This is a genomic window from Neorhizobium sp. P1_A6 (assembly GCF_056406795.1).
Window position 1 is genome coordinate 225,567 of sequence record NZ_JBFTZM010000001.1, and the last position, 22,566, is coordinate 248,132.

At 60.7% G+C, this 22,566-nt stretch carries 20 protein-coding genes; 14 read left to right on the forward strand and 6 right to left on the reverse strand.

Annotated features, from left to right (window positions below):
• Nucleotides 1-148 precede the first annotated feature (148 nt).
• On the reverse strand, nucleotides 149-922 hold the full coding sequence (locus AC1D3C_RS00990) for an HpcH/HpaI aldolase family protein (RefSeq protein ID WP_040125556.1): 774 nt from the start codon (nucleotides 920-922) through the stop codon (nucleotides 149-151).
• Between the two features lie 220 nt (nucleotides 923-1,142).
• On the opposite strand from AC1D3C_RS00990, the gene AC1D3C_RS00995 reads away from it, so the two are divergent.
• Nucleotides 1,143-2,036 (forward strand): beta-keto acid cleavage family enzyme, encoded by an 894-nt coding sequence (locus tag AC1D3C_RS00995; RefSeq protein ID WP_040125557.1) that lies wholly within the window; start codon nucleotides 1,143-1,145, stop codon nucleotides 2,034-2,036.
• Between the two features lie 27 nt (nucleotides 2,037-2,063).
• A complete protein-coding gene (locus AC1D3C_RS01000) occupies nucleotides 2,064-2,975 on the forward strand; it encodes a cupin domain-containing protein (protein WP_040125558.1) in 912 nt (303 codons plus the stop codon).
• 50 nt (nucleotides 2,976-3,025) lie between these two features.
• Here the strand turns inward: AC1D3C_RS01000 and AC1D3C_RS01005 are convergent, their stop codons facing one another.
• A complete protein-coding gene (locus AC1D3C_RS01005; protein WP_293402801.1) occupies nucleotides 3,026-4,069 on the reverse strand; it encodes an NAD(P)H-quinone oxidoreductase in 1,044 nt (347 codons plus the stop codon).
• Between the two features lie 2 nt (nucleotides 4,070-4,071).
• Nucleotides 4,072-5,019, reverse strand: a complete 948-nt coding sequence (locus tag AC1D3C_RS01010) for a DUF6282 family protein (RefSeq protein WP_051900656.1) — start codon at nucleotides 5,017-5,019, stop codon at nucleotides 4,072-4,074.
• A gap of 118 nt (nucleotides 5,020-5,137) precedes the next feature.
• Here AC1D3C_RS01010 and AC1D3C_RS01015 point away from each other — a divergent pair, with 118 nt between their 5' ends.
• On the forward strand, nucleotides 5,138-5,920 hold the full coding sequence (locus AC1D3C_RS01015; protein WP_040125559.1) for a helix-turn-helix domain-containing protein: 783 nt from the start codon (nucleotides 5,138-5,140) through the stop codon (nucleotides 5,918-5,920).
• A gap of 42 nt (nucleotides 5,921-5,962) precedes the next feature.
• Here the strand turns inward: AC1D3C_RS01015 and AC1D3C_RS01020 are convergent, their stop codons facing one another.
• Nucleotides 5,963-6,964 carry a LacI family DNA-binding transcriptional regulator gene (locus AC1D3C_RS01020; protein WP_040125923.1) on the reverse strand — a complete coding sequence of 334 codons (1,002 nt, stop codon included), beginning with the start codon at nucleotides 6,962-6,964 and terminating at the stop codon, nucleotides 5,963-5,965.
• Between the two features lie 191 nt (nucleotides 6,965-7,155).
• Here AC1D3C_RS01020 and AC1D3C_RS01025 point away from each other — a divergent pair, with 191 nt between their 5' ends.
• From AC1D3C_RS01025 to AC1D3C_RS01045, 5 genes are all read left to right on the forward strand, one after another.
• Entirely contained in the window at nucleotides 7,156-8,184 is a 1,029-nt protein-coding gene (locus AC1D3C_RS01025) for an ABC transporter substrate-binding protein (protein WP_040125560.1), read from the forward strand.
• 78 nt (nucleotides 8,185-8,262) lie between these two features.
• Nucleotides 8,263-10,494, forward strand: coding sequence for an ABC transporter permease (locus AC1D3C_RS01030; protein ID WP_040125561.1), 2,232 nt, complete (start codon nucleotides 8,263-8,265; stop codon nucleotides 10,492-10,494).
• Complete coding sequence (locus AC1D3C_RS01035) at nucleotides 10,491-11,549, forward strand: ABC transporter ATP-binding protein (RefSeq protein ID WP_040125562.1); 1,059 nt, start codon at nucleotides 10,491-10,493, stop codon at nucleotides 11,547-11,549. Before AC1D3C_RS01030 ends, AC1D3C_RS01035 begins: the two co-directional genes overlap by 4 nt.
• 16 nt (nucleotides 11,550-11,565) lie before the next feature.
• Nucleotides 11,566-12,387 carry an inositol monophosphatase family protein gene (locus AC1D3C_RS01040; protein WP_040125563.1) on the forward strand — a complete coding sequence of 274 codons (822 nt, stop codon included), beginning with the start codon at nucleotides 11,566-11,568 and terminating at the stop codon, nucleotides 12,385-12,387.
• Between the two features lie 358 nt (nucleotides 12,388-12,745).
• Nucleotides 12,746-13,837 carry a hypothetical protein gene (locus tag AC1D3C_RS01045; RefSeq protein ID WP_040125564.1) on the forward strand — a complete coding sequence of 364 codons (1,092 nt, stop codon included), beginning with the start codon at nucleotides 12,746-12,748 and terminating at the stop codon, nucleotides 13,835-13,837.
• Nucleotides 13,838-14,083: 246 nt separating this feature from the next.
• Here AC1D3C_RS01045 and AC1D3C_RS01050 read toward each other — a convergent pair whose 3' ends face one another.
• On the reverse strand, nucleotides 14,084-15,052 hold the full coding sequence (locus tag AC1D3C_RS01050; protein WP_040125565.1) for a mannonate dehydratase: 969 nt from the start codon (nucleotides 15,050-15,052) through the stop codon (nucleotides 14,084-14,086).
• Nucleotides 15,053-15,462: 410 nt separating this feature from the next.
• On the opposite strand from AC1D3C_RS01050, the gene AC1D3C_RS01055 reads away from it, so the two are divergent.
• Genes AC1D3C_RS01055 through AC1D3C_RS01075 form a run of 5 tightly spaced genes read left to right on the forward strand, consistent with a single transcriptional unit; the run spans nucleotide 15,463 to nucleotide 20,527 of the window.
• Entirely contained in the window at nucleotides 15,463-17,007 is a 1,545-nt protein-coding gene (locus AC1D3C_RS01055; RefSeq protein WP_477481979.1) for an ABC transporter substrate-binding protein, read from the forward strand.
• A gap of 26 nt (nucleotides 17,008-17,033) precedes the next feature.
• A complete protein-coding gene (locus tag AC1D3C_RS01060) occupies nucleotides 17,034-18,062 on the forward strand; it encodes an ABC transporter permease (protein WP_247135221.1) in 1,029 nt (342 codons plus the stop codon).
• A complete protein-coding gene (locus AC1D3C_RS01065; protein WP_247135222.1) occupies nucleotides 18,059-18,961 on the forward strand; it encodes an ABC transporter permease in 903 nt (300 codons plus the stop codon). The genes AC1D3C_RS01060 and AC1D3C_RS01065 overlap by 4 nt, the downstream gene beginning before the upstream one ends.
• The gene (locus AC1D3C_RS01070; RefSeq protein ID WP_477481584.1) at nucleotides 18,948-19,793 is read left to right on the forward strand and encodes an ABC transporter ATP-binding protein; all 846 of its coding nucleotides are present in this window, start codon (nucleotides 18,948-18,950) and stop codon (nucleotides 19,791-19,793) included. Before AC1D3C_RS01065 ends, AC1D3C_RS01070 begins: the two co-directional genes overlap by 14 nt.
• Complete coding sequence (locus tag AC1D3C_RS01075) at nucleotides 19,790-20,527, forward strand: ABC transporter ATP-binding protein (RefSeq protein ID WP_247135223.1); 738 nt, start codon at nucleotides 19,790-19,792, stop codon at nucleotides 20,525-20,527. Before AC1D3C_RS01070 ends, AC1D3C_RS01075 begins: the two co-directional genes overlap by 4 nt.
• A 59-nt stretch (nucleotides 20,528-20,586) precedes the next feature.
• Here AC1D3C_RS01075 and AC1D3C_RS01080 read toward each other — a convergent pair whose 3' ends face one another.
• On the reverse strand, nucleotides 20,587-21,522 hold the full coding sequence (locus tag AC1D3C_RS01080; protein ID WP_247135224.1) for an AraC family transcriptional regulator: 936 nt from the start codon (nucleotides 21,520-21,522) through the stop codon (nucleotides 20,587-20,589).
• A gap of 142 nt (nucleotides 21,523-21,664) precedes the next feature.
• Between AC1D3C_RS01080 and AC1D3C_RS01085 the strand changes: the two genes are divergently transcribed.
• A complete protein-coding gene (locus AC1D3C_RS01085) occupies nucleotides 21,665-22,549 on the forward strand; it encodes an NmrA family NAD(P)-binding protein (RefSeq protein WP_477481585.1) in 885 nt (294 codons plus the stop codon).
• Nucleotides 22,550-22,566 lie beyond the last annotated feature (17 nt).

The window sequence follows — 22,566 nt, forward strand, 5'->3', positions numbered from 1 at the left end:
CCATCCCCCGCTGGTCGAACCCGATCAAGCAGGGACGTCGCTAATCTGCCCGGTCGACGCCCCCACGAAAAGCCCCTCGCCCCAAAGCGGCCGGTGTCGGGATCGCGATCCACAACGGTTTCGCCGGGGTTTCGCCGGCGGCAGCCAATTAGTCGCAATAGTCCTTCAGCGCCGCGGTGGCCGCCGATCGGATAAAGCCATGGTCGCTCGACACCAACATGGCGCTGGCGCCGAGCTCCTTGGCAAAGGTCAGATCTGCCTTACCATTCGGCAACAGCATCAGGGGAACGCCGGCCTCCCGAGCGGCCGCGGCCACCGTGGTGGCGATTTCGGCCACCTTGGCGCCGGCATCAGGATCGTCGCCGAATGATGCGGTAAGATCGCCTCGTCCCACGAACAATGCGTCAATGCCGTCGACCCTGGCAATATCGCCTGCATGTTCGACTGCTTCGGCATCCTCGATCATCGCAATGCATGTCACCCGTCGATCCTGCATCGCCATATGCTGCACACCGCCAACCACGCCCCAACCGCTGGCGCGCGTGAGCCCCGCAAACCCGCGGCTGCCGCCTCTATACCGGCAGGCTCTGGCAATCGCCTGAGCCTTCTCGACCGTCGTCACATGCGGGACCATGATGCCGGAGGCACCGCAATCCAGTGCGGAGAGGATATTCGCGTCGCTGAAGTCGCCGACGCGCACGATCGGCGCGATATTCGATGCCCTCGCCGCAAAGATCATCATATCCGTAATGGTGCGATCAAGCGGCGCATGCTCCTGATCGATGACCACGAAGTCGTAGCCAACCGCCCCCAGGATCTCGACCACCTGGGTGGTCGGAAGCTTGAGGAACGTGCCGATCATCCGATCTCGCGCCAGCAAACGATCGCGGAAGGAACTGAAGTGAGGACGTTGGTTGGTCATTGAGCCTGCCTTTCGATAGCTGCTGCCTATACGCTGCGGACGCAACTACGAAGCCAATAGCCGTACCGTTTCTCGCTGCGGAACGCCGGCTGCGGCCGCCTGTACGTTTCTAGGCGCGAAACGGCCGGCGATAAGAATTGTGATCGGCGGCTTCCGGTGCGAGCGAATACGCGAACCCTCATGGTCGATAGACGACCGCACTCAGCAAGGAAGGCGACGCTTGGCCGATCCCACAATCATCACCTGTGCCGTTACCGGCAATATAACGAGCCCTTCGCAGACGCCCTACCTGCCGATCACGCCGGAACAAATCGCCAATGCCTGCCTGGAGGCGACCCGCGCCGGCGCGGCCATCGTCCATATCCATGTCAGGCATCCCGACGGCCGACCGAGCATGGAGCTTTCCCACTACCGGGAGGTCGTCGAGCGCCTTCGGGCGGCCGACGATGACGTCATCATCAACCTCACCACGGGTCCTGGCGGTCGCTTCATCCCGAGCGAAGACGACCCGAAGACTGCCGCGCCGGGGACGACCCTGCTGCGGCCGGAACTTCGCGTCGAACATATCGCCGCATTGCGACCGGAGATCTGCAGCCTCGACTTCAACACGATGTATTCCGGGACATCGGTGGTCATCAACACGCCGCGCAATCTGGCGATCATGGCCGATATCATTCAAAATGCCGGCGTCCTCCCCGAACTCGAAGTGTTCGATACAGGGGACATACAGCTTGCCAATCATTTCCTGCAGGAGGGGCGGCTCGATGGCCCGGCGCTTTTCCAGATCGTGCTCGGCGTTCGTTACGGCGCCATCGCCACACCGGAAACCCTTCTTTATATGAAATCGCTTCTCCCGACGGGATCGCATTGGGCCGCTTTCGGCGTGGGGCGCTTCGAGTTCCCGATGCTGGCGCAGGCGTGGCTGGCGGGTGGACATGTCCGCGTCGGCCTGGAGGACAACATCTATCTCGAAAAAGGCGTGCTGGCCGAGAGCAACACGGTCCTTGTCCAAAAGGCCGTGCGAATCGTGAAGGAACTCGGAGGCACGATCGCCACGGTCGGTGAGACGCGCGAGATCCTGAAGCTGAAAAAACAGCTTCCAATGGCGATCTGAAACACATCCAAAGCAAGGGAGATAAAGATGTACGTCCAAAGCGACCCGCGGTCGAGCCTGCAGGGCAGTGCCGCGCAGAAGGATGCCGTGGCGCGTACCAGCTACTTCGGCTCTCAGACCGGCCTTTTCTATCGGGAAGACCCACAGGTCAGCGATGCCAACGGCGACACCTGGATCAGTCGCGGGCAGAACTTCGTCGTCGTCTATAGCAACGGCAAGGAAGGCGGCACCTTTTCAAGAGAAACCCAGCCTGACGAATATGCGTTGATCATCCCGGACAGGGAGACCTCGGTCGAGATTACGACGGCAGAAGGAAGCACGATCGTTCCGGGTTATTCCGTGGCCTTTGTGCCGCCTGGGGCAAGCTCGATCCGACTGCTGACCTCCGGCACGATCGTCCGGTTATTCACTCCGAAGTCGGAGGACCTGGCAAAGGCGGCATCCAACGCCGATGCCTTTAACGGGCCGCACCCCAACGTGCCGCCGTTCGAAGCCTGGCCCGAACCGCCCGGCGGACTCAAGTTGAAGTGGTATACCCTGGACGTGCCCGAAGATCCGTCGCGGTTCGGGCGGATCTATCGCTGCACGACCTTCATGATCAACTATCTTACCCCGCGGATCGGTCCCCGCGAGCGCGACAAGGTCTCGCCCCATCATCACGATGATTTCGAACAATGCTCTCTGGCGCTCAGCGGCAGCTTTACCCATCATCTACGTTGGCCGTGGGCGACCAACATGAATATCTGGCGCGAAGACGAACATCTCTACTGCGAGTCGCCTTCGATCTGCGTCATCCCGCCACCCGCCATCCACACGACGACGGCGGAATCTGCCGGCGTCAATCAGCTGGTGGATATCTTTGCACCGCCGCGCGCGGATTTCTCGGCAAAGCCGGGCTGGGTTCTGAACGAAGACGATTATCCGCTGCCCGAAAGCTGAAGATTGGTCGGGCGGCGGCATCCACTGCCGCCCGACCAATCTCTGGAGCATCATGATCCTGCGCGGGGCACAGGAATGGTCTCGGCAAGCGCCGGATCGACCACCAGCACAACCTTGCCGATCTGCCGGTTTTCGTCGAGGATGGTATGGGCGGCCTGAACCTGCGAGAACGGGACGATCTCGTGGATACGGGTCACGATAAGCCCGCTCTCGAGCAACGGCCAGACCTGATCGACCAATTCCCTGGCGATTTTCCCCTTGTAGGAAGCGGGCCTTGGCCGCAGCGTCGAACCGGTGATCGTCAGCCTTCGACGCACAAGCGCACGAATGTCCACCTCCGCGGTCGGCCCCTGATGGCTTGCGATGAAAACCAGGCGGCCGTCGTTTTTCAGCAGGTTCAGCTGGCGTTGCGTGTCAGGTCCGGCCTGACCATCGAGGATCACATCGACCCCCTCGCCTCCTGTCAACGCACGGATTTCCTCGTCCCACCGGCCGCGGTAATCCAATGCCGCCCGCGCACCGAGAGCGCTGCAGACGGCTCGTTTCTCGTCGCTGCCGGCCGTGGCGAAAAGCGTGGCATTGCGCAGGTGTCGAGCAATCTGGATGCCAGCCATTCCCACTCCGCTCGTCCCGCCGTGGACCAGCAGCGTCTCCCCGTTCCCGAGCCGGGCAAGCCATATCAAGTTGTTCCAGGCGGTAAAAAAGGCCTCCGGCAGCGATGCCGCATCGACAAAGCTGAAACCACGCGGAATCGGCATGCACTGGACCGCCGGAGCGACGCAGTATTGCGCATAGCCTCCGCCGTTGACCAGTGCGCAGACCGCGTCTCCAATCTGGAGCGCATCAACGCCGTCGCCCACGTCTTCGACCATGCCGGCGACGTCAAGGCCGATGATCGGGGAGGCTTCCGGCGGGGCTGGATAAAGCCCTCGCCGCTGCTGCACGTCGGGCCGATTAACCCCGGCGGCGAAGACCCGTATCAGAACCTCCCCCGGCTTTGGCCGCGGACGCGGCTGTTCAGCGATCTGAAGAACTTCCGGCCCGCCGGTCTTCTCGATCAGGACAGCCTGCATGGTTTCGACCGCGGCACCCACGTTCAGCCGGTCAATCCAAGCAGGCGGGCGGGATTGTCTGCGACCATGGTCCGCACCTCCGCCTCGCTGAAACCGAGCGCCAGGCAAAGCTTGATGGCCTGACGCATGCCTTCCACCGGCGTCGGATTGTCCACCTGCCCGAGGTCGGACCCGATCGAGGAGTGTTCGACGCCGGCCGCAAGAATATGCTCCCTGAACTCCTCGGGCGTGTAGGTGTTGAAACGGGAATCCACATAAAGCCCGGCGGACTGCTCGATCAATGCGCCGAGCTTGGCCAGGTCGCGGACGTCTTCATACGTAAAATGCAGGCCGTACATGGGATGGTTGACGAGCAACCGCTTGACGCCGCGTGACCGCGCCTCGTCGAAGAGCTTCCAGATTTCCCATACATGCAGGTGGCCCGACGAGAGGATCACATCGAACTCGGCGATGAGGTCGAGAATCTGCTTCACCTCGTCGAGGATTTTTCCATAGGGGTCGACAACCGTAAGCGCCGGAGAGGGCCGGAGCTCGACATTGGTTGCCAACCGCGTCTTGCGATGCGCGCTGCGGATATGGTTGCCCGCCTGCGCCGTCGGCATCCAGATCAGCTTGGCACCCATCTTCAACTGGGCGTCGACGACGAACGGGTTCAGTCCTCCCGTCGAATTGTTGAGAACCAGGCCACTGAACATCGACAGCCCGCGGTCTCCGAACAAACGCTCCATCATCGGAATGACGGGCGCCACCGAATAGTGGTGATCCTTGAACAACAAAGCGCGCATCCCGGCCGCCGCCGCCTCGTCGGCTGCCTCCATGTGGTCGAGCTTCCGCGGCATGGTCGACGGGCCGGAATGGACGTGAAGGTCGATTGCACCCTTCAACAGACCATTGGCCACGCCGTCGTCTATGCCCGCGATAAGCTGCCGGACTTGTTCCCTATTGCGGTTTGCATCGTCTGCCGAAGCCATGATCTTCCCCTGTAATCAACTAGGCTCTGGTAAAGCGTGACCCCGGGAAACGACAACTTGTCTTGGCTGTCGTTCCGCGTTACGAAACGGTCGCCAAGATGCTACGGGAGGAGGATCCATGGGCATTCGAGCTGTCGAACGCGCGATGACCGTTCTGCAGGAACTCAACCTGCAGCCCATCAACACGATCGCGCAACTGCACGCCCGGACGAAACTCCCCAAGCCCACTCTCGTGCGTATCCTGCGCACTCTCGAAGATGCGGGATATGTCGAGAACGATCCCCGGCAGGGCGGCTACCATGTCAGCGCGCTGGTAACCTCCTTAAGTTCCGGTTTTCACAAGGATCCTCTGGTCGTGGAAGCCGGGCGCGCATGGGCGATCGCAATGACCCGGCAGCACAAGTGGCCGGTGGCGATTGCGTTGCCGGACTATGACAGGATGGTGGTACGTTTCAGCACCGTGCCGGACAGTTTCATTTCGCCGTTCCACAGCACGGTCAACAAGCGGTTGAACCTTCTCACCCGCGGCCTCGGCCTTGCCTATCTGGCTTTTCTGGACAAGGAAGAATTCGAACTGATCATCGGTGTCCTGAAGCGCTCGGACGATCCGGAGAACGCCCTTAGCCATCATCCCGACGAGCTGAAGAGGCTCGTGGGAAGGGTGCACGAAAATGGATATGCCGTCAGGTCATCGCTGGTGGAGCCGAAAAACTCCAACACGATTGCCGTACCCATCATCGGTCAAGGCGATCGGGTGCTGGCGAGCATCGGTTTGACCTACTTCAAATCGGCATTCAAGTCGGAGCAGGAAGCTTGCGAGCGGTATGCCCCCATCCTGAAATCCGCGGCAAAAGCAATTTCGGAGGATCTGGATCGCCTCTCGAACCAACTTGCAGTCTGATTGCTTCGATCTTTCGCTCTGCTCTTAAACGCGGCATCGCAATCAGCCGCCCCGAACCGATCCGCGCCAAACCAGTTCGGCGTGCATCTTCTGAGAGTTGCCAAGTTCCGCGGGCAGGCGGTCAAGCCAGGCTACGGCTTCGGTCGCTATTCGATCGATCGGCTGGGCAAATGTGGTGAGGTTGTAGGAAGACCAGGACGACTGCTCGATGTCGTCGAAGCCGATGACGCAGACATCCGAGGGGATGACGAGGTTGAACTGGTGGCGGGCCGCATCCATCAGCCCACAGGCCAGCAGGTCGTTGACGCAGAAGATCGCATCCGGCCGCTTTTCGCGGGTGAGAAGCCGCTGCGCCAGCACAGCGCCGCTCTGGTAGGTCGTCGGGCCGAAACGCTCCACCGTAACCTCGAACCCATGTTCGCGGCCGGCGGCGCAGAACCCCTCCTCGCGCGCCATCAGGCTTGGTGTCATCGCCTCTGAATTGGCAAAGGCGAAACTGCGACAACCGGCGCGTAACAGCGCGATGAAGGCGCGTCGCGCCGCCTGCCGGTCATTGAGGTTGATCATCAGCGCGCCCTCCCGATCCTCGTCACGGTTGATGAGCACGAGGCGCTGGCCGCTCTTCAGGCAGAGGTCGGTGATCGATTTGTCGGGCATCCCGGAGAGAATGATTGAGGCATCGGCGCGATAACTAATCGCCTGCCGCAATGCCTGATCGACGCTATCGTCCGAACGGTCGGTATTGATCAGCATGGCGATCTTCGACGTGACCTGAAGCTGCTGGGTCAGCGCGCGGACGAGCCTGGCGCGATAGGGCGTGTCCATTTCCGACACGATCAGGCAGACGATACCGCTTTCATTGCGCATCAGCCCGCGCGCGAGGTGGTTGACGTGATAACCAAGTTCTTCGGCGGCCTCCGTAACGCGGCGGCGCGTCTCGTCCGACACGCTGGCGCCGGGCGTAAAGGTGCGCGACACAGCGGACCGGGACACCCCTGCCCGATCGGCGACCTCCTTGGCGCTGACGAAAATCTTGCGGCTCATCGCCACCCCTCCCTTGCCCATCTCATGCCTATTTTTGCAAACGAGTGCAACAAATATATGATGGGGGCAACCAATGCTGCTGGAATTCTTCAGCGATAGGTTATTGACAAGCGATGCAAGTACGTGGAACCATTGCACACGCTTGCAAAGCGGGTGATGTGGAGGCGTCACCAAATCTGGGAGGATAAATCATGCGCCTTGCTCTTATGGCTGCGACTGCGCTCGCGGCTGGCCTTATGACGAATGCCACGGCATCCCGTGCGGCTGAAGAACTCAATCTCATCTGTTCCGCGGATGTCGTCATCTGCGAAATGATGCAGCAGATGTTCCAGAAAGAAACCGGCATCCAGGTGAACATGGTCCGCCTGTCGTCCGGCGAAACCTATGCCAAGATACGCGCCGAAGCGCGCAACCCGAAAACCGATATCTGGTGGGCCGGCACGGGCGACCCGCATCTGCAGGCGGCCGCCGAGGGACTGACCCAGGAGTACAAATCGCCGCTGCTCGGAGAGCTCAACGACTGGGCGAAAAAGCAGGCGGAGGCCTCGGGCTTCCGCACGGTCGGCGTTTACGCCGGCGCGCTCGGCTGGGGCTACAATACCGACCGCTTCAAGCAGAAGAACTACAAAGAGCCGAAGTGCTGGGCCGACCTGCTGGATCCTTCCTTCAAGGGTGAGATCCAGATGGCAAATCCGAATTCGTCCGGCACCGCCTATACCGCGCTGGCGACGCTCGTACAGATCATGGGCGAGGACAAGGCCTATGACTACCTGAAGAAGCTTAACGCCAACATCTCGCAATACACCAAGTCCGGCTCGGCTCCGGTCAAGGCCGCGGGCCGCGGCGAAACCGCGATCGGTATCGTTTTCATGCACGATGCCGTGGCTGTGGCCGTGGAAGGCTTCCCCGTAAAGTCGGTCGCGCCATGCGAAGGCACCGGCTACGAAATCGGCTCCATGTCGATCGTCAAGGGCGCCCGCAACATGGAAAACGCCAAGAAGTGGTACGACTGGGCGCTGAAGGCCGATGTGCAGTCGCATATGAAGGAAGCCAAGTCGTTCCAGCTGCCGTCGAATTCCAAGGCAGAAGTCCCGAAGGAATCGCCGAAGTTCTCCGACATCAAGCTGATCGACTATGACTTCACCAAATACGGCGATCCGAACACCCGCAAGAAGCTCCTGGAGCGCTGGGACAAGGAAATCGGCGCGAACGCCAACTGACGTCAATCGTTCCGCCGCGCCAGGGCTCGTCCCGGTGCGGCGGACCTGTTCTCCTGTTAAGCAAGGTCACTGTCGGCCATGGACAATCGCAACCGCAGACTGGACATCGTGCTGGCCATTGCCATCGCGGCCACGATTGTCCTGCCATGGTACCGGATCGAGAAGGGGTTCTTTTCCTTCTCGTGGCTGCCTGACTTTCCCCGCACGGATGCGGTCGCGCCGGGCATTCTGCAGATGACCATCTACGGCCGCTGGTGGTTGCTGGCCGTGCTTTTCGCCCTCGCCGTGGCGCTCGTCGCACGTTTCGTTGCCGATCCCATGGGGCGCGGCGCAATTCTCGCCTGGGCCGGCGGATTCGGCGTGCTGTTTCTCTCCTTGCAGGGCCTTGCGATCGGCGCCACCGGATGGACCTGGACCATAAGCGAAACGTTGTTCGGCCAGATTGTGGGTGGCCAGTCCTCAATGGGCGCCGGTGCGGTTCTTGCTTCGATTTCCTTCGTGCTGATCTTCTCCTTCGGCCTTGCGGAACGCGGCGCCATGCGTGGCGATGCATTCGTCGTTTCGACCATTTCCATGCTTGTCTTCCTCGTCGCCGTCTTCGTCTTCTACCCGATCGGCAGCATGTTCATCGGCGCTTTCCAGGATTTCAACGGTTCGGCGAACTTCGACGGCTTCAGCCGCAATATCGCGGACTCGTCGATCTGGAGCCTCGATTGCCTGATTGGCGGGGCACGCTGCGGGATTGCCTGGCGTACGCTGTTTCTGGCGATCCTGACCGCGGCCGGCTCGACCACCCTCGGGCTCGCCTTTGCGCTGGTTGCGACGCGTACCCGCTTTCCGTTCAAGAAAGGCTTGCGGCTCCTGACCGTATTGCCGATCATCACGCCGCCCTTCGTGATCGGCCTCGCACTCACCCTGCTCTTCGGGCGCGCCGGCGTGGTCACTCAGGAGCTTTCGTCGCTCCTCGGCGTCGAACCGAGCCGCTGGCTCTATGGGCTTACCGGCATCTGGATCGCCCAGGTCCTCTCCTTCACGCCGATCTCCTTCCTGGTGCTGATTGGCGTCGTCGAGGGTGTCAGCCCGTCGATGGAGGAAGCCTCGCAGACCTTGCGTGCCAACCGCTGGCGCACCTTCTGGCGGGTCTCGCTGCCGCTGATGAAGCCGGGCCTCGCCAATGCATTCCTGATCGGTTTCATCGAAAGCATGGCCGATTTCGGCAACCCGCTGGTCCTCGGCGGCAGCCACGGCGTGCTTTCGACCGAAATCTTTTTCGCTGTCGTCGGCTCGCAGAACGATCCGTCCCGCGCCGCCGTGCTTGCCATGATCCTGCTCTGCTTCACGCTGTCGGCTTTCCTTGCCCAACGTGTCTGGCTTTCCGGCAAGAATTTCGCGACCGTCACCGGCAAGGGCGATAGCGGCTCGCACATTGCGCTACCCCGCGGCCTTTCCATCGGCGTCCATGCGATCGTCATTCCGTGGATGATCTTCACGCTGGTCGTCTACGGCATGATCATCTTCGGCGGCTTCGTGAAGACCTGGGGTCTCGACAACACGCTGACGCTCGCCCACTACACCAAGGCCTTCTCCGTCACCATGCGCGACGGATCGATTGCCTGGACGGGCGTCGCCTGGAATTCGTTCTGGACGACGATGGAAATCGCTCTCATCTCGGCTCCGCTCACCGCCGCCGTGGGACTTGCGACTGCCTACGTCATCGTCCGGCAGAAATTCGCCGGCCGTGAATTGTTCGAATTCGCGCTGATGATGAGTTTTGCCATTCCCGGCACGGTTATCGGCATCAGCTACATCATGGCGTTCAACCTGCCGCCGCTCGAAATGACCGGCACGGCGCTGGTTCTCGTGGCCTGCTTCGTGTTCCGCAACATGCCGGTCGGCGTGCGCGGCGGCATCGCTGCCATGAGCCAGCTGGACAAGAGCCTGGACGAGGCCTCGATGACGTTGGGCGCCAACAGCTTTCGTACCATTCGCAAGGTCATCCTGCCGCTCTTGCGGCCGGCTATCACCGCGGCACTGGTTTATTCTTTCGTGCGCGCCATCACCTCGATCAGCGCCGTCGTCTTCCTCGTCAGCGCCCAATACAACATGGCGACGTCCTATATCGTCGGCCTGGTCGAGAACGGCGAATATGGTGTGGCGATCGCCTATTCCTCGATGCTGATCGTGGTGATGATCGGCGTCATCGCCGGCTTCCAGCTGATCGTCGGCGAACGGCGGCTGAGGCGCGAAAACCGCGTCGCCGGCATTGCCAGCCAAACAATCCCCGCCTTTTCCGAGGAGAAAGCCGCATGATGCAAAGTCCTGGTTCGGTCGTCTTTCAAAATGTCCGCAAGACCTTCGGCGCTTTTACCGCCATCCACGACCTGTCGCTGACCGTCGAGCCCGGCACGCTGGTGACGTTGCTCGGACCTTCCGGTTGCGGCAAGACGACGACGTTGCGCATGCTGGCGGGCCTCGAACATCCGACCTCCGGTCGCATCCTGATCGGCGGCAAGGACGTGACCATGTTGCCGGCCAACGAGCGCGACGTCTCCATGGTCTTCCAGTCCTATGCCCTGTTTCCGCATATGACCTCGCTCGACAACGTCGCCTACGGGCTGGAATCCTCCGGGTTGAACAAGAAGGAAGCACGCCAGAAGGCCGAGCACGGGCTCGAGCTCGTCGGCCTTGCCGGCATGGGTCGCCGCCTCCCGGCCGAGCTCTCCGGCGGCCAGCAACAGCGCGTCGCCGTTGCCCGCGCGCTGGTGCTCGAACCGCAGGTGTTATTGCTCGACGAGCCGCTGTCCAATCTCGACGCTCGCCTTCGCCGGCGCGTCCGCACGGAAATCCGCGAGCTGCAGCAGCGGCTGCAGTTCACCGCCGTCTACGTGACCCACGATCAGGACGAGGCGCTGGCCGTCTCCGACAAGATCATCGTCATGAAAGACGGAGAAATTGCCCAGGCCGGCAGCCCGCGCGAACTTTACGAAGCACCGGCTTCGACCTTCATCGCCGACTTCATTGGCGAGGCGAATGTCCTGCCGTGCGAGATCATCGACATTTCGGGCGCGCACGCGACGGTCAGCATCGAGGGCTTGCGGCATGTCGTGCCGGCGCGCGGCGCAAAGACAGGTCGCGGCAAGCTCGCCGTGCGACCGAGCGCGATCACCCTGGAGCCGGCCGAGAGCGCTGCCTTTTCCGGGCGGATCAGCCATGCGGCCTATCTCGGTGATCATATCGAATACGAGGCGGAAACGAGCGGCGGGACGTTGTTCATCGTCGACCCGTCGGTCGACCGTCCCCTTGCCCCCGGGACTCAAGTCGCGATCGGCTTGAAGAACCGGGGGATCGCCATCATCGCGGAATGACGACAAGGATATTGTCATGAATATACATGAACGGGAAATCAGGGACCGACACGCGTTGGCCGAAGAGATCGCATTGGCGGCCGGCAAGGTCGCCTTCGACTATTTCAGCAAGCGCGAGACCCTGGTCATCGAAACCAAGGGCGATCCCCAGGATGTCGTCTCGATCGCCGACCGGGAAGTCGAGAACCTCATTCGCGATCGCGTTTCCCAAAACTTCGCCGAAGACGGATTTCTGGGGGAGGAATATGGTCTGGTCGGGGGAAGCTCCGGCTATACCTGGGTAGTCGATCCGATCGACGGCACAAGCCCCTTCGTCAGCGGCATGCCGAACTGGTGCGTCTCGATCGCCGTGGTTCACGACAAGGTGCCGGTGGTGGGCGTGATCTACGTGCCCTGTCACAACGAACTCTATTCTGCCTCTACCGGACAGGGCGCCACGCTCAATGGCAAGCCGCTGTCGCTCGATCCGAAAAAGACCGTCCGCAACGCGCTGACAGGGATCGGCGCCAACCATCACGTCACCCCCGCTTCGGTTGCCAAGATCGTCTCCGACCTGCTTGACGCCGGCGGCAACTTTGTGCGGCTCGGCTCCGGCGCGCTGATGCTCGCCTATGTCGCCGCTGGTCGTCTCGTCGGTTATTACGAGCCCTACATGCACGCCTGGGACTGCCTCGGCGGCTACTGCATCGTCAAGGAAGCGGGCGGCTGGCACCTGCCGTTTCCGGTCGAGGGCGAACGGCTGACCAAGGGCGCTCCGGTTCTTGCAGCCGGTCCCGGCGCAATCGAAGACCTGCAACGGATCGCCGGCATCGGCGCGCGAGACATTGCCGCCGCGTAGCCGCACATTCTTGACTGACGCCGATAACGAGGTCGTCGAATCAAATTCCGATTCGAGTGCCTTCGGCCGCCCGGCCGGTCGGTGCGAAAGCAACGGCAAGCCGGCGTTCCAATGACCACCAGCTTTGCAAGATCGGCATCCCTTCATCCACAATCGTGTTGTCGGTCTTCGTGGTGCCGACGGGCGGCGGCTACCTATAGGCGAATAAGCGGGAAAACATCTATTCCGCGAATCGACGAATTGTCCTAACCAAGGCGGGATTTTTGAAGAGGCACTATAACAAGCAGATTGCTTCACCGATGCGACACTAGAGATCAGTCCGATCAACCGTCGAACGACATAGTTGAAAGCCGCCATTATGCCCGCTCTCATTTTGCCGAACCGCCCGCTCTCAATCGCCCGCAACGTTATCTCGACACCTGGAGCTTACTTCTGGTTGGCCCCCATCATTCTCGCACTGGCTGTTTTCCTGGTCCTCTGGCAAGCGCCGGGGGTCCTGCGCGATTTCCAGATCAGCCGGAACCCCTTGGTGATGGACGATGGGGATGTGCAAAACGGGCGATGCACGACCCGCAGGGCCATCTTCACCGATTGCGAGGCGCGGCTCGTCTACAGCTACAACGGACGAAACTACAGCTCTGATGTGGAGATCATGTTCGTAGACTTTCATATGGGAGACTACGAGACGGATCTTGTGATCTCCATCGATCACCCGGAACTGGCGACCATGAGCCTTGGCCTGGACAAGCTCTGGAATCGGATCATCACCCTTGGCCTGTTCACCGCGCTGGTCGGCGGCATGAGCCTGGGAATGCTGTTTCTGGCTCTGCGGATCTGGCATGTCAAACGTCAGCTGCGACGGCCAGCGCTCCTAAAGCCTGTGCCGGTCGAAATCACCGCTTTCGACCGGAAGCGAAACCTCCTCAATATCACCTACAATGACAAGCTCGCCGGCGATAAGACGGGGCGCTCGGTCTACACGCGGATGAGGGACGGCGAAGAGCCGCTGATCGTCGGCGAAGCGAATGGAAAGGCCGTTGGGCTGGCCGTCAGGCACGGTAATACCGCCTTGCCGGTACTTCTGGATGATCGTCTGCAGCGTATCGGGCTGACCGGAGACGAGCGTGACGCTGCGCTTGCCCCATTCGCGCAGTTTAACGGCGGCCAGAGCAGATCGGTGTTGCTCGACGAGGCAAAAAACACCATTTCAGTCGGGAAGCGGCTGCAAATGTTTTTCGGCACGCTGCTGGTGATCGTGGTCGGCGTGTTCGGTTTCTGGCTTTGGTATGTGACCAGTTCGAGCACGCAGTTTCAAAGCCCGGGGATGGACATCAACAACCTGATGCCGGCGCCGTTGAACGAATGGGGATGCGGCCAGCTGAAGAAACGGTTCGGCCATGATCGAGCGCCGTTTGGCTGCGTCGCAAGCGATTATACAAGCTGGAAATAGCAGCCTGGCCGGCGAACGTCTGCTCAGGCAGCATCTTTTGCACACTTAAACCTGGCAATGGCTGCCAGTTATTCCAGTCTGCCGCCCAAGTGGGCATTCGTCTCAGTCCCGTCCGGCTCCATACGGAGCCGGTTAGATTGCCGGCATGGAAGTCCGAGCTCTGTTGCAAGACGGGCTGAGCCCGAAGAACCGCTGAGCTCGGCAGCTTCGATCAACGACGTGCCACATGAGTGGCCGTCGAAGTCGCTATTTCATCGCCTCGAGCAAGGCCACAATATAACCGTAGCAAAAAGCAAAGGCTACGCCCGTGGGGTCGCGGCCGCTTATCGTGGGAACGTGATCCGGCATGATCATGTAGCGATAGCCGACCTCTTTATAAACTTTGAGAGAGCGCACCATGTCCATGTCGCCCTCGTCCGGAAAGGTCTCCATGAAGGAGAGCTTTCCGCCCGCGATGTTACGGAAGTGGACATTGAAGATCTTGCCGCGTGTCCCGAACCAACGAATGATATCGTCGATTTCCTGCCCGGGATTGTCGAGCATTTCGCCGATCGAGCCCTGGCAAAAATTGAGACCGTGATAGGGGCTCTCGCGCATCAGCACGAACTTTTTCAAACCCTCGACAGTGCCGAGCACACGAGTAACGCCCTTGTAACCGGGCGGGGTGTAAGGATCATGCGGATGGCAGGCAAGCCGCACCTTGTTGCTCTCTGCAACGGGCACCACGCGTTCCAGAAAATAGTCGATCCGCTCCCAGTTTTCGTCCTCGGACAGCACGCCCGCCAGGCCTGGCTCGGCCTGCTGGTCGGCCTTGTCCCATCGAAATGCTTCGTTGAGCGACCCGCCTCGCCCTGATTCCATCTGGGTACGTGGGATGCCGATCAGGTTGAGATTGTATTTCACCGACGGGATTCCGGCCTTCGCCGTTTCCTCGATCAACCTGCACACGGCGTCGATCTGCCGGTCGCGATCAGGGCCCTTGAGGAGGATATCCGGATAGGACGCCTTCTCGATGGGCTGCGAGGGAAGCGGAAGCTGGATCATGTCGAGGATCAGCCCGAAGCTTTCGATCTTGTCGCGATGACGCTCGAGATCTTCCAGCTTCCAGCTCGAAGGCGCGCCGGGCGGGTCTGCGCAGATGTGTTTCAACCCCAATTGAGCGAAAACACGGTAGTCGTCATCATCTCTCGCGCCAACTTGTGTGCCAACATACATTTTAACGTCCTCCCGAGCCTCTCACATATCATACGACCTATTATGATTTTTATCGACTGTCGAGCATCTTCGTGCGGTCCGGCGTTCAGACGGGCGGACGGACATATTACGGGGCCACTTCCCGCCACCGGCAGATAGTCTTTCAGGCTTTTCGCCAGAGATCGCGTGATAACGCGCATTATCAAACGGTTATCCTTGGATAGCTTGCCCTGAAGATCTTCGGGGAGGCTCGCCGAAGGTCCGGAAGTCAGCCTGATGGGCTATTTCGGCAATGCTTGCCATCCCCCATAAAGTCCGCTAAGTCATCATACAACGCTTAAAACAAGCGGCGATGCCCTTGGTCAGCTCTGGGAGGAGTTACAATGAAATATCTTTGCACTCGATTGCTCGTCGGCGCCGCTTTCGCTGTCATGTCGTTCGGCACGCCAGCAGCTTTTGCCGAGACGCCGGCCAATCAGCTTGTTATTGCGACTTCGCTTGCCCAGGTTCTCTCGCTGGATCCGCATCAGGCGACGGAAGCCAAAGCCAACGAGATCATGGCAAACCTCTACGATCGCCTGGTTTCCACCGACGGTTCGGGAAAGATTTCCCCGCAGCTCGCCGAAAAATGGGAGATCGACGACAAGGGCATCACGTTCCATCTGCGCAAGGCGGAATTCGCCTCGGGCAACCCGGTCACCTCCGCGGACGTGGTCTACTCGATTACCCGCCTCCTGAAACTCGACCAGGCCGCCGCCGCCAATCTCAAGCGCGTCGGCTACAACGGCGGCAATGTCGAAAAGCTGGTAACGGCGCCGGACGAGAAGACCGTCCGCATTGACCTTTCCGGCGAGGTCACCTCCGAGCTCCTGCTCTATCGCCTGGCAATGGTCATCGCGAGCGTTGTCGACAGCAAGGAACTGAAGAGCCACGTCGTCAACGACGACTGGGGTAATGCATGGTTGCGCACCAATTCGGCAGGCTCGGGCCCTTTCACGCTGAACAAGTGGACGCCGAACGAGATCGTCATCCTCGATGCGAACAAGAATTACGTCGCAGGGCCGCCCAAGATGCGCCGCGTCATCGTGCGCCATGTGCCTGAGAGCCAGGTCGAGCGGCTGATGCTCGAGCGTGGCGATATCGACATCGCAAGTGCGCTGACCGCGACCGACCTTGCAACCTTCACCGGCAAGCAGGGTTATGAAATCCAGCGCGTCCCAACAGGGGGCTTTTACGTCCTGTCGATGAACGCCAGCAAGGAGCCGCTTTCCAACCCCAAGGTCCGCGAAGCGATTGCCTACGGCATCGACTACAAGGGCATGGAAAAGGCCATCATGGGGCCGTACGGCCGGGCACGCACGGTTCCCGTTCCGGAAAACTTCGAATTTGCCATTCCGAGCCCGGATTGGAAGCTGGACGTGGCAAAGGCAAAGGCGCTGTTGGCCGAAGCCGGATACAAGGACGGCTTCACGGTGAACCTGAAGACGATTGCCCAGACGCCGCGCATCGATCTTGCGACCGCTATCCAGGCGTCGCTCGGCCAGATCGGCGTCAAGGTCAATATCATGCAGGGCAATGGTGCGGATATCATCGCCGCGCACCGGGCGCGAGATTTCGATCTGCTGATCCCGCAGACGGGTGCCTATATGCCGAACGTCCTGGGCGCGATGGAGCAATTCTCCAGCAATCCGGATAATTCGCTGAAGGCCAACAATGCCGGCAACTTCGTATGGCGCTCCGGCTGGGACATTCCCGAACTGACGGCCATCACCGCCAAGGCTGCGCTGGAACCGGATGCGAAGAAGCGCGGCGCCCTTTACGTTCAGATGCAGGAAATGTTCGTTGCCCAGAAGCCTGCTGTTCTGCCGCTCTTCGAACGATATGAGCCGATCGTTCTGACGAGCCGCGTGCAGGGTTATGTCGGGCATCCGAGCCAGACGACACGTCTCGAAGGCGTCGCGAAGACCGATAAGTAACTTAGCGTCAGATCAGGCAGCCGATCATGAAGGAACTTTCGTTAGCCGAGCTGGGACGACGACTTATCCATCTGATCGTCAGCCTGTTCATCCTGTTGTGCGTCACCTTCGTGATCGGTCGCGTCATGCCGACCGATCCGGTCGGGGCCATTGTCGGCGAACTCGCCGATCCGAAAGCCTACGAGGCCATGCGCGTTAGGCTTGGCCTCGATCTGCCGCTCTATCAGCAATTCTTCGTCTATGTCTGGGGACTGCTGCACGGCGATATGGGCACAGCCATCCTGACCGGCAACGCGGTCACCAAGGACCTGTCGCAGGCATTCCCGGCAACGCTGGAACTTGCAACGCTCGCGGTGTTGATTTCCACTCTGATCGGCGTTCCTCTCGGCCTGGCGGCCGGTCTCTTCAGGGATAGCGCGGTCGACAAATTTGCGCGCGTCTTCGCACTGGTCGGGCATTCGATCCCGGTCTTCTGGTTCGGTATCGTGGGCTTGGTTATCTTCTATGCCGGCCTCAACCTGGTCGGTGGCCCCGGTCGCGTCGATGTCTTCTATGAAGGCCTGATCGAACCGACCACGGGACTGATGCTCGTCGACAGCCTGCTCGAAGGCGAGACGGACATCTTCTGGAACGCCCTGTCGCATATCATCCTGCCGGCCTGCATCCTTGCCTATATGGCCATGGCCTATATCACGCGCATGACCCGGGCATTCACGCTGGAGCAGCTCAACCAGGACTATGTCATCGCCGCGCGCGCCAAGGGCGTCGGCCCGGTCCGCACCGTCATCAGCCACGTCCTGCCCAATATCGCGGTTCAATTGATCACGGTCCTCGCGATCTCTTACGGCAACCTTTTGGAAGGCGCGGTGGTGACAGAGATCGTGTTTTCATGGCCCGGCATCGGTCAGTACATGACCAACGCCCTCATGATCGGCGACATGAACGCAATTCTCGCGGCGACCATCATTGTTGGTTTCATCTTCATGCTCCTGAACTTCATTGCAGACATCGCCTACGCGCTTCTTGATCCGCGCACCCGGGAGGCCGCACGATGAGCAATATCATTCAGGACGACGCCATCATTCAGCCGCCGGCAATCGGCACCCGGATATGGAACTCGACCTCTCGCATTCTGCGCAAACTCGCCGACGAACCACTTGGCATGGTGGGCTTCATCATCCTCGCCATTCTGGTCGTGGTCGCAATCTTTGCGCCGTGGATCGCACCTTACGATCCCGCGGCCCAGACATTGGGCGACGCGCTTCAGCCTCCGAGCCTCGCGCATCTCGCCGGCACGGACGAATTCGGACGCGATATCTTCAGCCGTCTCGTCTACGGCACGCGCATCACCATCCAGACCGTCTTGTCCGTCTCGGTGATTGTCGGCCCGATCGGCCTCGTCATCGGCGTCGTCGCGGGCTTTTTCGGCGGACGCACCGATGCCATTCTGATGCGGGCCACGGATATAGTCCTGTCGTTTCCGTCACTGATCCTGGCGCTTGCCTTCGCCGCTGCTCTCGGGGCAGGCTTGGGAACCGCGATCGTTGCCATTTCGCTGACGGCCTGGCCGCCGATCGCCCGACTTGCACGCGCGGAAGCGCTCGTCGTGCGCAACGCGGATTACGTGGCGGCCGCAAGGCTTTACGGCGCTTCGCCATTGCGCATCCTGTTTCTCTACATCGCCCCGATGTGTATTCCCTCGGTGATCGTGCGGCTGACGCTCAACATGGCAGGCATCATCCTGACGGCTGCCTCCCTCGGCTTCCTCGGTCTCGGCGCACAGCCGCCGCTGCCGGAATGGGGTGCGATGATTTCCAGCGGGCGTAAATTCATGCTCGATTATTGGTGGGTCGCGGTGATGCCCGGCGTCGCCATTCTGTTGACCAGCCTTGCCTTCAACATCGCCGGAGACACGCTTCGCGATCTATTGGACCCGCGCCATGCCAGATCTTGAGGAAATGCCTGTCCTGTCCGTTCGCGGCCTGAACGTCCGCTTCGGCCGAAACTCCATTCCGGCGGTCTCCAATGTCAGCTTTGATGTGGGGCGGGAGCGCATCGGCATCGTTGGTGAATCCGGTTCGGGCAAATCGACCACCGGCCGCGCCATCATGCGGCTCTTGCCGCAGCGCGCCGGCGTGACCGCCGAGCGAATGGATTTCCTCGGCAGCCCGTTGCTGGAAAAGACCGAACGGCAGATGGGAGGCCTTCGCGGCAAGGATATCGCCCTGATCATGCAGGATCCGCGTTATTCGTTGAACCCTGTCCTGACCATCGGAAAACAGGTTGCCGAGGCTGCAAAGCTGCATCTTGGCGTCGGTGGCAAGGCTGCCGTTGCGCACGCCCGCGACATGCTGGCGAGGGTGCGCATCAACGATCCCGATCGTGTCCTGTCTCTTTACCCGCACCAGATATCCGGCGGCATGGGCCAGCGCGTGATGATCGCGATGATGCTTCTGGCGCGCCCCAAGCTCGTGATCGCCGATGAACCGACGTCTGCGCTCGACGTCAGCGTACGCAAGGACGTTCTGACGCTGCTCGATGAACTGGTGCGGGAGAACAATTCCGGCCTGATCCTCATCAGCCACGACATCCGTATGGTCGCTGCTTTTTGCGAGCGCATTCTGGTCATGTATTCTGGCCGCGTCGTCGAAACGCTGAGCAAGCTCGAAGATGCAGCGCATCCCTACACCCGGGGCCTGATCGCTGCGATGCCTGATCCCAAACATCCCGTCAGACGCCTGAAAGTCCTCGATCGCAAATCGATCGAAGTGGAGACCAATCCATGATCAAGGTCGAAAACCTCGATGTCGTCTATGGCTCCAAGGATAAAAGCAATCATGTCGTTCGCGGTGTCAGTTTCGCCGTGAGCCGCGGCGAAGCGCTCGGCATCGTCGGTGAATCCGGTTGCGGCAAATCGACGGTGCTGCGCTCGCTTGCCGGCCTCGAGGGCGCATGGACTGGATCGATATCGTTTGACGGCAAACCGGTCGGCAAGGTGCGGACACGCGACGAGCTGAAGCTTGCCCAGATGGTGTTTCAGGACCCCTACGGCTCGCTGCATCCACGCCACCGCATCGGCACCGCACTCGCCGAACCCATCAGGTCGATGGGCGCTGGCGACGGTTGGACAAGGGTCGCGGAGGCACTGCAACAGGTCGGCCTGCCGGTGCATTTCGCCGGCCGTTTCCCGCATGAACTCTCCGGCGGCCAGCGTCAGCGCGTAGCGATTGCACGGGCGCTGATCCTGTCACCGCCGATCCTGCTTCTCGACGAACCGACTTCGGCGCTCGATGTCTCGATCCAGGCGGAAGTGCTCAATCTGCTGGCGGACCAGCGGGAGGAGCGCAATCTGACGTTCATTCTCGTCAGTCACGATCTCTCCGTCATCTCCCATATGTGCGATCGGGTCCTCGTCATGCAGAATGGCGTGTTCGTCGACGAACTCACCAAGGCGGATCTGCAGGCGGGCGTGACCCACGCGAGCTATTCCCACGAATTGTTCGACGCAAGTTTTTTGTAGCACCGTGCACTCCGAGCCGACGACGTCTCCGCCGTAGCGAAAGACGCTGTCTATCCGGATCAGGGTGCGAGCTGTGTTTCAGGAGAGGTGTCCACCTGTCCGCGATATTCTCGCGGCGAGCACCCGACCACTCGCTTGAACGCCTTGCTGAAGGCGCTCTCGGACTGGTAGCCGAGCGCCGGCGCGACAACGGAGATGGGATCATTTCCCTTTTCGAGCCGGTCGCAGGCAAGAAGCATGCGCCATCGCGACAGATAGTCGATCGGTGTCTCTCCGACAGTTGCCCTGAAGCGTTCCGCAAATACCGAGCGTGACATGCCAGCTGTCTCGCCAAGCTCCGTCAGCGTCCAATGTCTTGCAGGGTCAGCGTGAATGGCCCGAATTGCGCCGCTCAGGCGTTTGTCCGACAAGGCAAAGAACCATCCCGTGCCCTGATGACCGTTTGCGAGATGCATGCGAAGCGCCTGGAGCAGCATCATATGCGCAAGATGTTGAGCCATGAGGTAGCCGCCAGGCTGGTTTAAACGAACTTCCTGCATCATGCGTTCGATCGACCAGCGCAAGGCGTCCCGCTCCGCTTCCTGGCTGAGGTGCACGATGGGCGGCAACATCTCCAGCAGCAGTTCGGCATGATGACCACCGACCGCAAAGCGGGATCCCGTCAGGGAAAAACCACCCCCTCCGTTGATGGTCACCATTCCGCCGGCACGGGCTGGCGGAAAGATCGTGGAGGCATCGATCGAGGGCAGATTGAGGTCGCTTGCAAGCCGGAACGGCAATCCGCGCGGAAGCACAAAGCAGTCACCCTGCTCGAGGCGTACCGGATCGCGGACGCTATCGACGGCCAACCAGCACCCGCCCGACTGGATCACATAACATTTGATCTGGCGTTGCTGGTCGCCGAACCGGACCGACCAATCCCCGCCGGCATCGAAGCCGGACGAAATGGTGCTGCTGGGTTTTAGCAGGGTGAGAAGCTCGGACAGGGGATCCATACGTTTTCCGGACGATCGCGACGATAATCAAGACCATGGAGCATGGATCGTCTGCGAGCAACGCCTTATTTGTTTCGGCGAGCCACGGCGTTGGTCCTGAACAAGGAACGACATCGACCCGCGAGAACATAAGGAGCATGCCATGATTGTAGTCACGACCCCTACGGGCGATATCGGCCATCAGCTCGTTGAGAATCTGCTTGAGAACGGCGCCGCCGTACGCGTCATCGTCCGCGATCCATCCAGGCTATCCGATTCCATTCGCAACCGGGTTGAGATCGTTTCGGGTTCCCATGCCGATGCCAATGTCGTGAACCAGGCGTTCGAGGGCGCCGACGCAGTCTTTTGGCTGGTGCCTGCCGACTCGAAGGCAGACAGCGTCACGGCCGCCTATGTCGATTTTAGTAAGCCGGCCGCCGAAGCGTTGAAGGCCTGCGGCGTCAAACGCGTCGTCAGCGTCAGTGCGCTCGGTCGAGCGACCCCGCTCGCCAACCAGGCCGGTTATGTCACGGCCTCGCTTGCGATGGACGACCTGATTGCGGCCACTGGCGTGAATTTTAGGGCGCTGACCATGCCGTCGTTCATAGACAACACCCTCATGCAGGCTGCGGTGATTAAGGCCCAAGGAGCGTTCTTTTCGCCGATCGACGGCGACCTGAAATTGCCGAGCTGCGCTACCCGCGACATCGCGGCCGTCGCATCGCGACTGCTGCTCGACGAGACCTGGACAGGTCAAGAAGAAGTCGCGGTCCTCGGTCGAGAGAACATCTCCTTCAATGACATGGCGGACATCATGTCCGATGTGCTCGGCAGGCCGATACGGTTCCAGCAGATTCCGCTCGACGCCTATAAAGCCCGGTTCCTGCAGTTCGGGTATTCCGAAGCAATGGCCCAGGGAATGACGGACATGGCGGACGCGAAGAACCGCGGCCTCGACCTCGGCGTCGAGCGAAGTGCTGAAAACACCACGCCCACGAGCTTCCGCCAATGGTGCGAAACGACGCTTCGCCCGGCGATCCTCGATTGAAAGCCGGGCGTCCAAAG

What these genes read in the sequence shown, in the direction of transcription:
- AC1D3C_RS00990 (WP_040125556.1), bottom strand. Translation starts at nt 922, where the DNA reads ATGACCAACCAACGTCCTCACTTCAGTTCCTTCCGCGATCGTTTGCTG.
- AC1D3C_RS01000 (WP_040125558.1), top strand. Translation starts at nt 2,064, where the DNA reads ATGTACGTCCAAAGCGACCCGCGGTCGAGCCTGCAGGGCAGTGCCGCG.
- AC1D3C_RS01010 (WP_051900656.1), bottom strand. Translation starts at nt 5,019, where the DNA reads ATGGCTTCGGCAGACGATGCAAACCGCAATAGGGAACAAGTCCGGCAG.
- AC1D3C_RS01015 (WP_040125559.1), top strand. Translation starts at nt 5,138, where the DNA reads ATGGGCATTCGAGCTGTCGAACGCGCGATGACCGTTCTGCAGGAACTC.
- AC1D3C_RS01020 (WP_040125923.1), bottom strand. Translation starts at nt 6,964, where the DNA reads ATGAGCCGCAAGATTTTCGTCAGCGCCAAGGAGGTCGCCGATCGGGCA.
- AC1D3C_RS01025 (WP_040125560.1), top strand. Translation starts at nt 7,156, where the DNA reads ATGCGCCTTGCTCTTATGGCTGCGACTGCGCTCGCGGCTGGCCTTATG.
- AC1D3C_RS01030 (WP_040125561.1), top strand. Translation starts at nt 8,263, where the DNA reads ATGGACAATCGCAACCGCAGACTGGACATCGTGCTGGCCATTGCCATC.
- AC1D3C_RS01035 (WP_040125562.1), top strand. Translation starts at nt 10,491, where the DNA reads ATGATGCAAAGTCCTGGTTCGGTCGTCTTTCAAAATGTCCGCAAGACC.
- AC1D3C_RS01040 (WP_040125563.1), top strand. Translation starts at nt 11,566, where the DNA reads ATGAATATACATGAACGGGAAATCAGGGACCGACACGCGTTGGCCGAA.
- AC1D3C_RS01045 (WP_040125564.1), top strand. Translation starts at nt 12,746, where the DNA reads ATGCCCGCTCTCATTTTGCCGAACCGCCCGCTCTCAATCGCCCGCAAC.
- AC1D3C_RS01050 (WP_040125565.1), bottom strand. Translation starts at nt 15,052, where the DNA reads ATGTATGTTGGCACACAAGTTGGCGCGAGAGATGATGACGACTACCGT.
- AC1D3C_RS01055 (WP_477481979.1), top strand. Translation starts at nt 15,463, where the DNA reads ATGTCGTTCGGCACGCCAGCAGCTTTTGCCGAGACGCCGGCCAATCAG.
- AC1D3C_RS01060 (WP_247135221.1), top strand. Translation starts at nt 17,034, where the DNA reads ATGAAGGAACTTTCGTTAGCCGAGCTGGGACGACGACTTATCCATCTG.
- AC1D3C_RS01065 (WP_247135222.1), top strand. Translation starts at nt 18,059, where the DNA reads ATGAGCAATATCATTCAGGACGACGCCATCATTCAGCCGCCGGCAATC.
- AC1D3C_RS01070 (WP_477481584.1), top strand. Translation starts at nt 18,948, where the DNA reads ATGCCAGATCTTGAGGAAATGCCTGTCCTGTCCGTTCGCGGCCTGAAC.
- AC1D3C_RS01075 (WP_247135223.1), top strand. Translation starts at nt 19,790, where the DNA reads ATGATCAAGGTCGAAAACCTCGATGTCGTCTATGGCTCCAAGGATAAA.
- AC1D3C_RS01080 (WP_247135224.1), bottom strand. Translation starts at nt 21,522, where the DNA reads ATGGATCCCCTGTCCGAGCTTCTCACCCTGCTAAAACCCAGCAGCACC.
- AC1D3C_RS01085 (WP_477481585.1), top strand. Translation starts at nt 21,665, where the DNA reads ATGATTGTAGTCACGACCCCTACGGGCGATATCGGCCATCAGCTCGTT.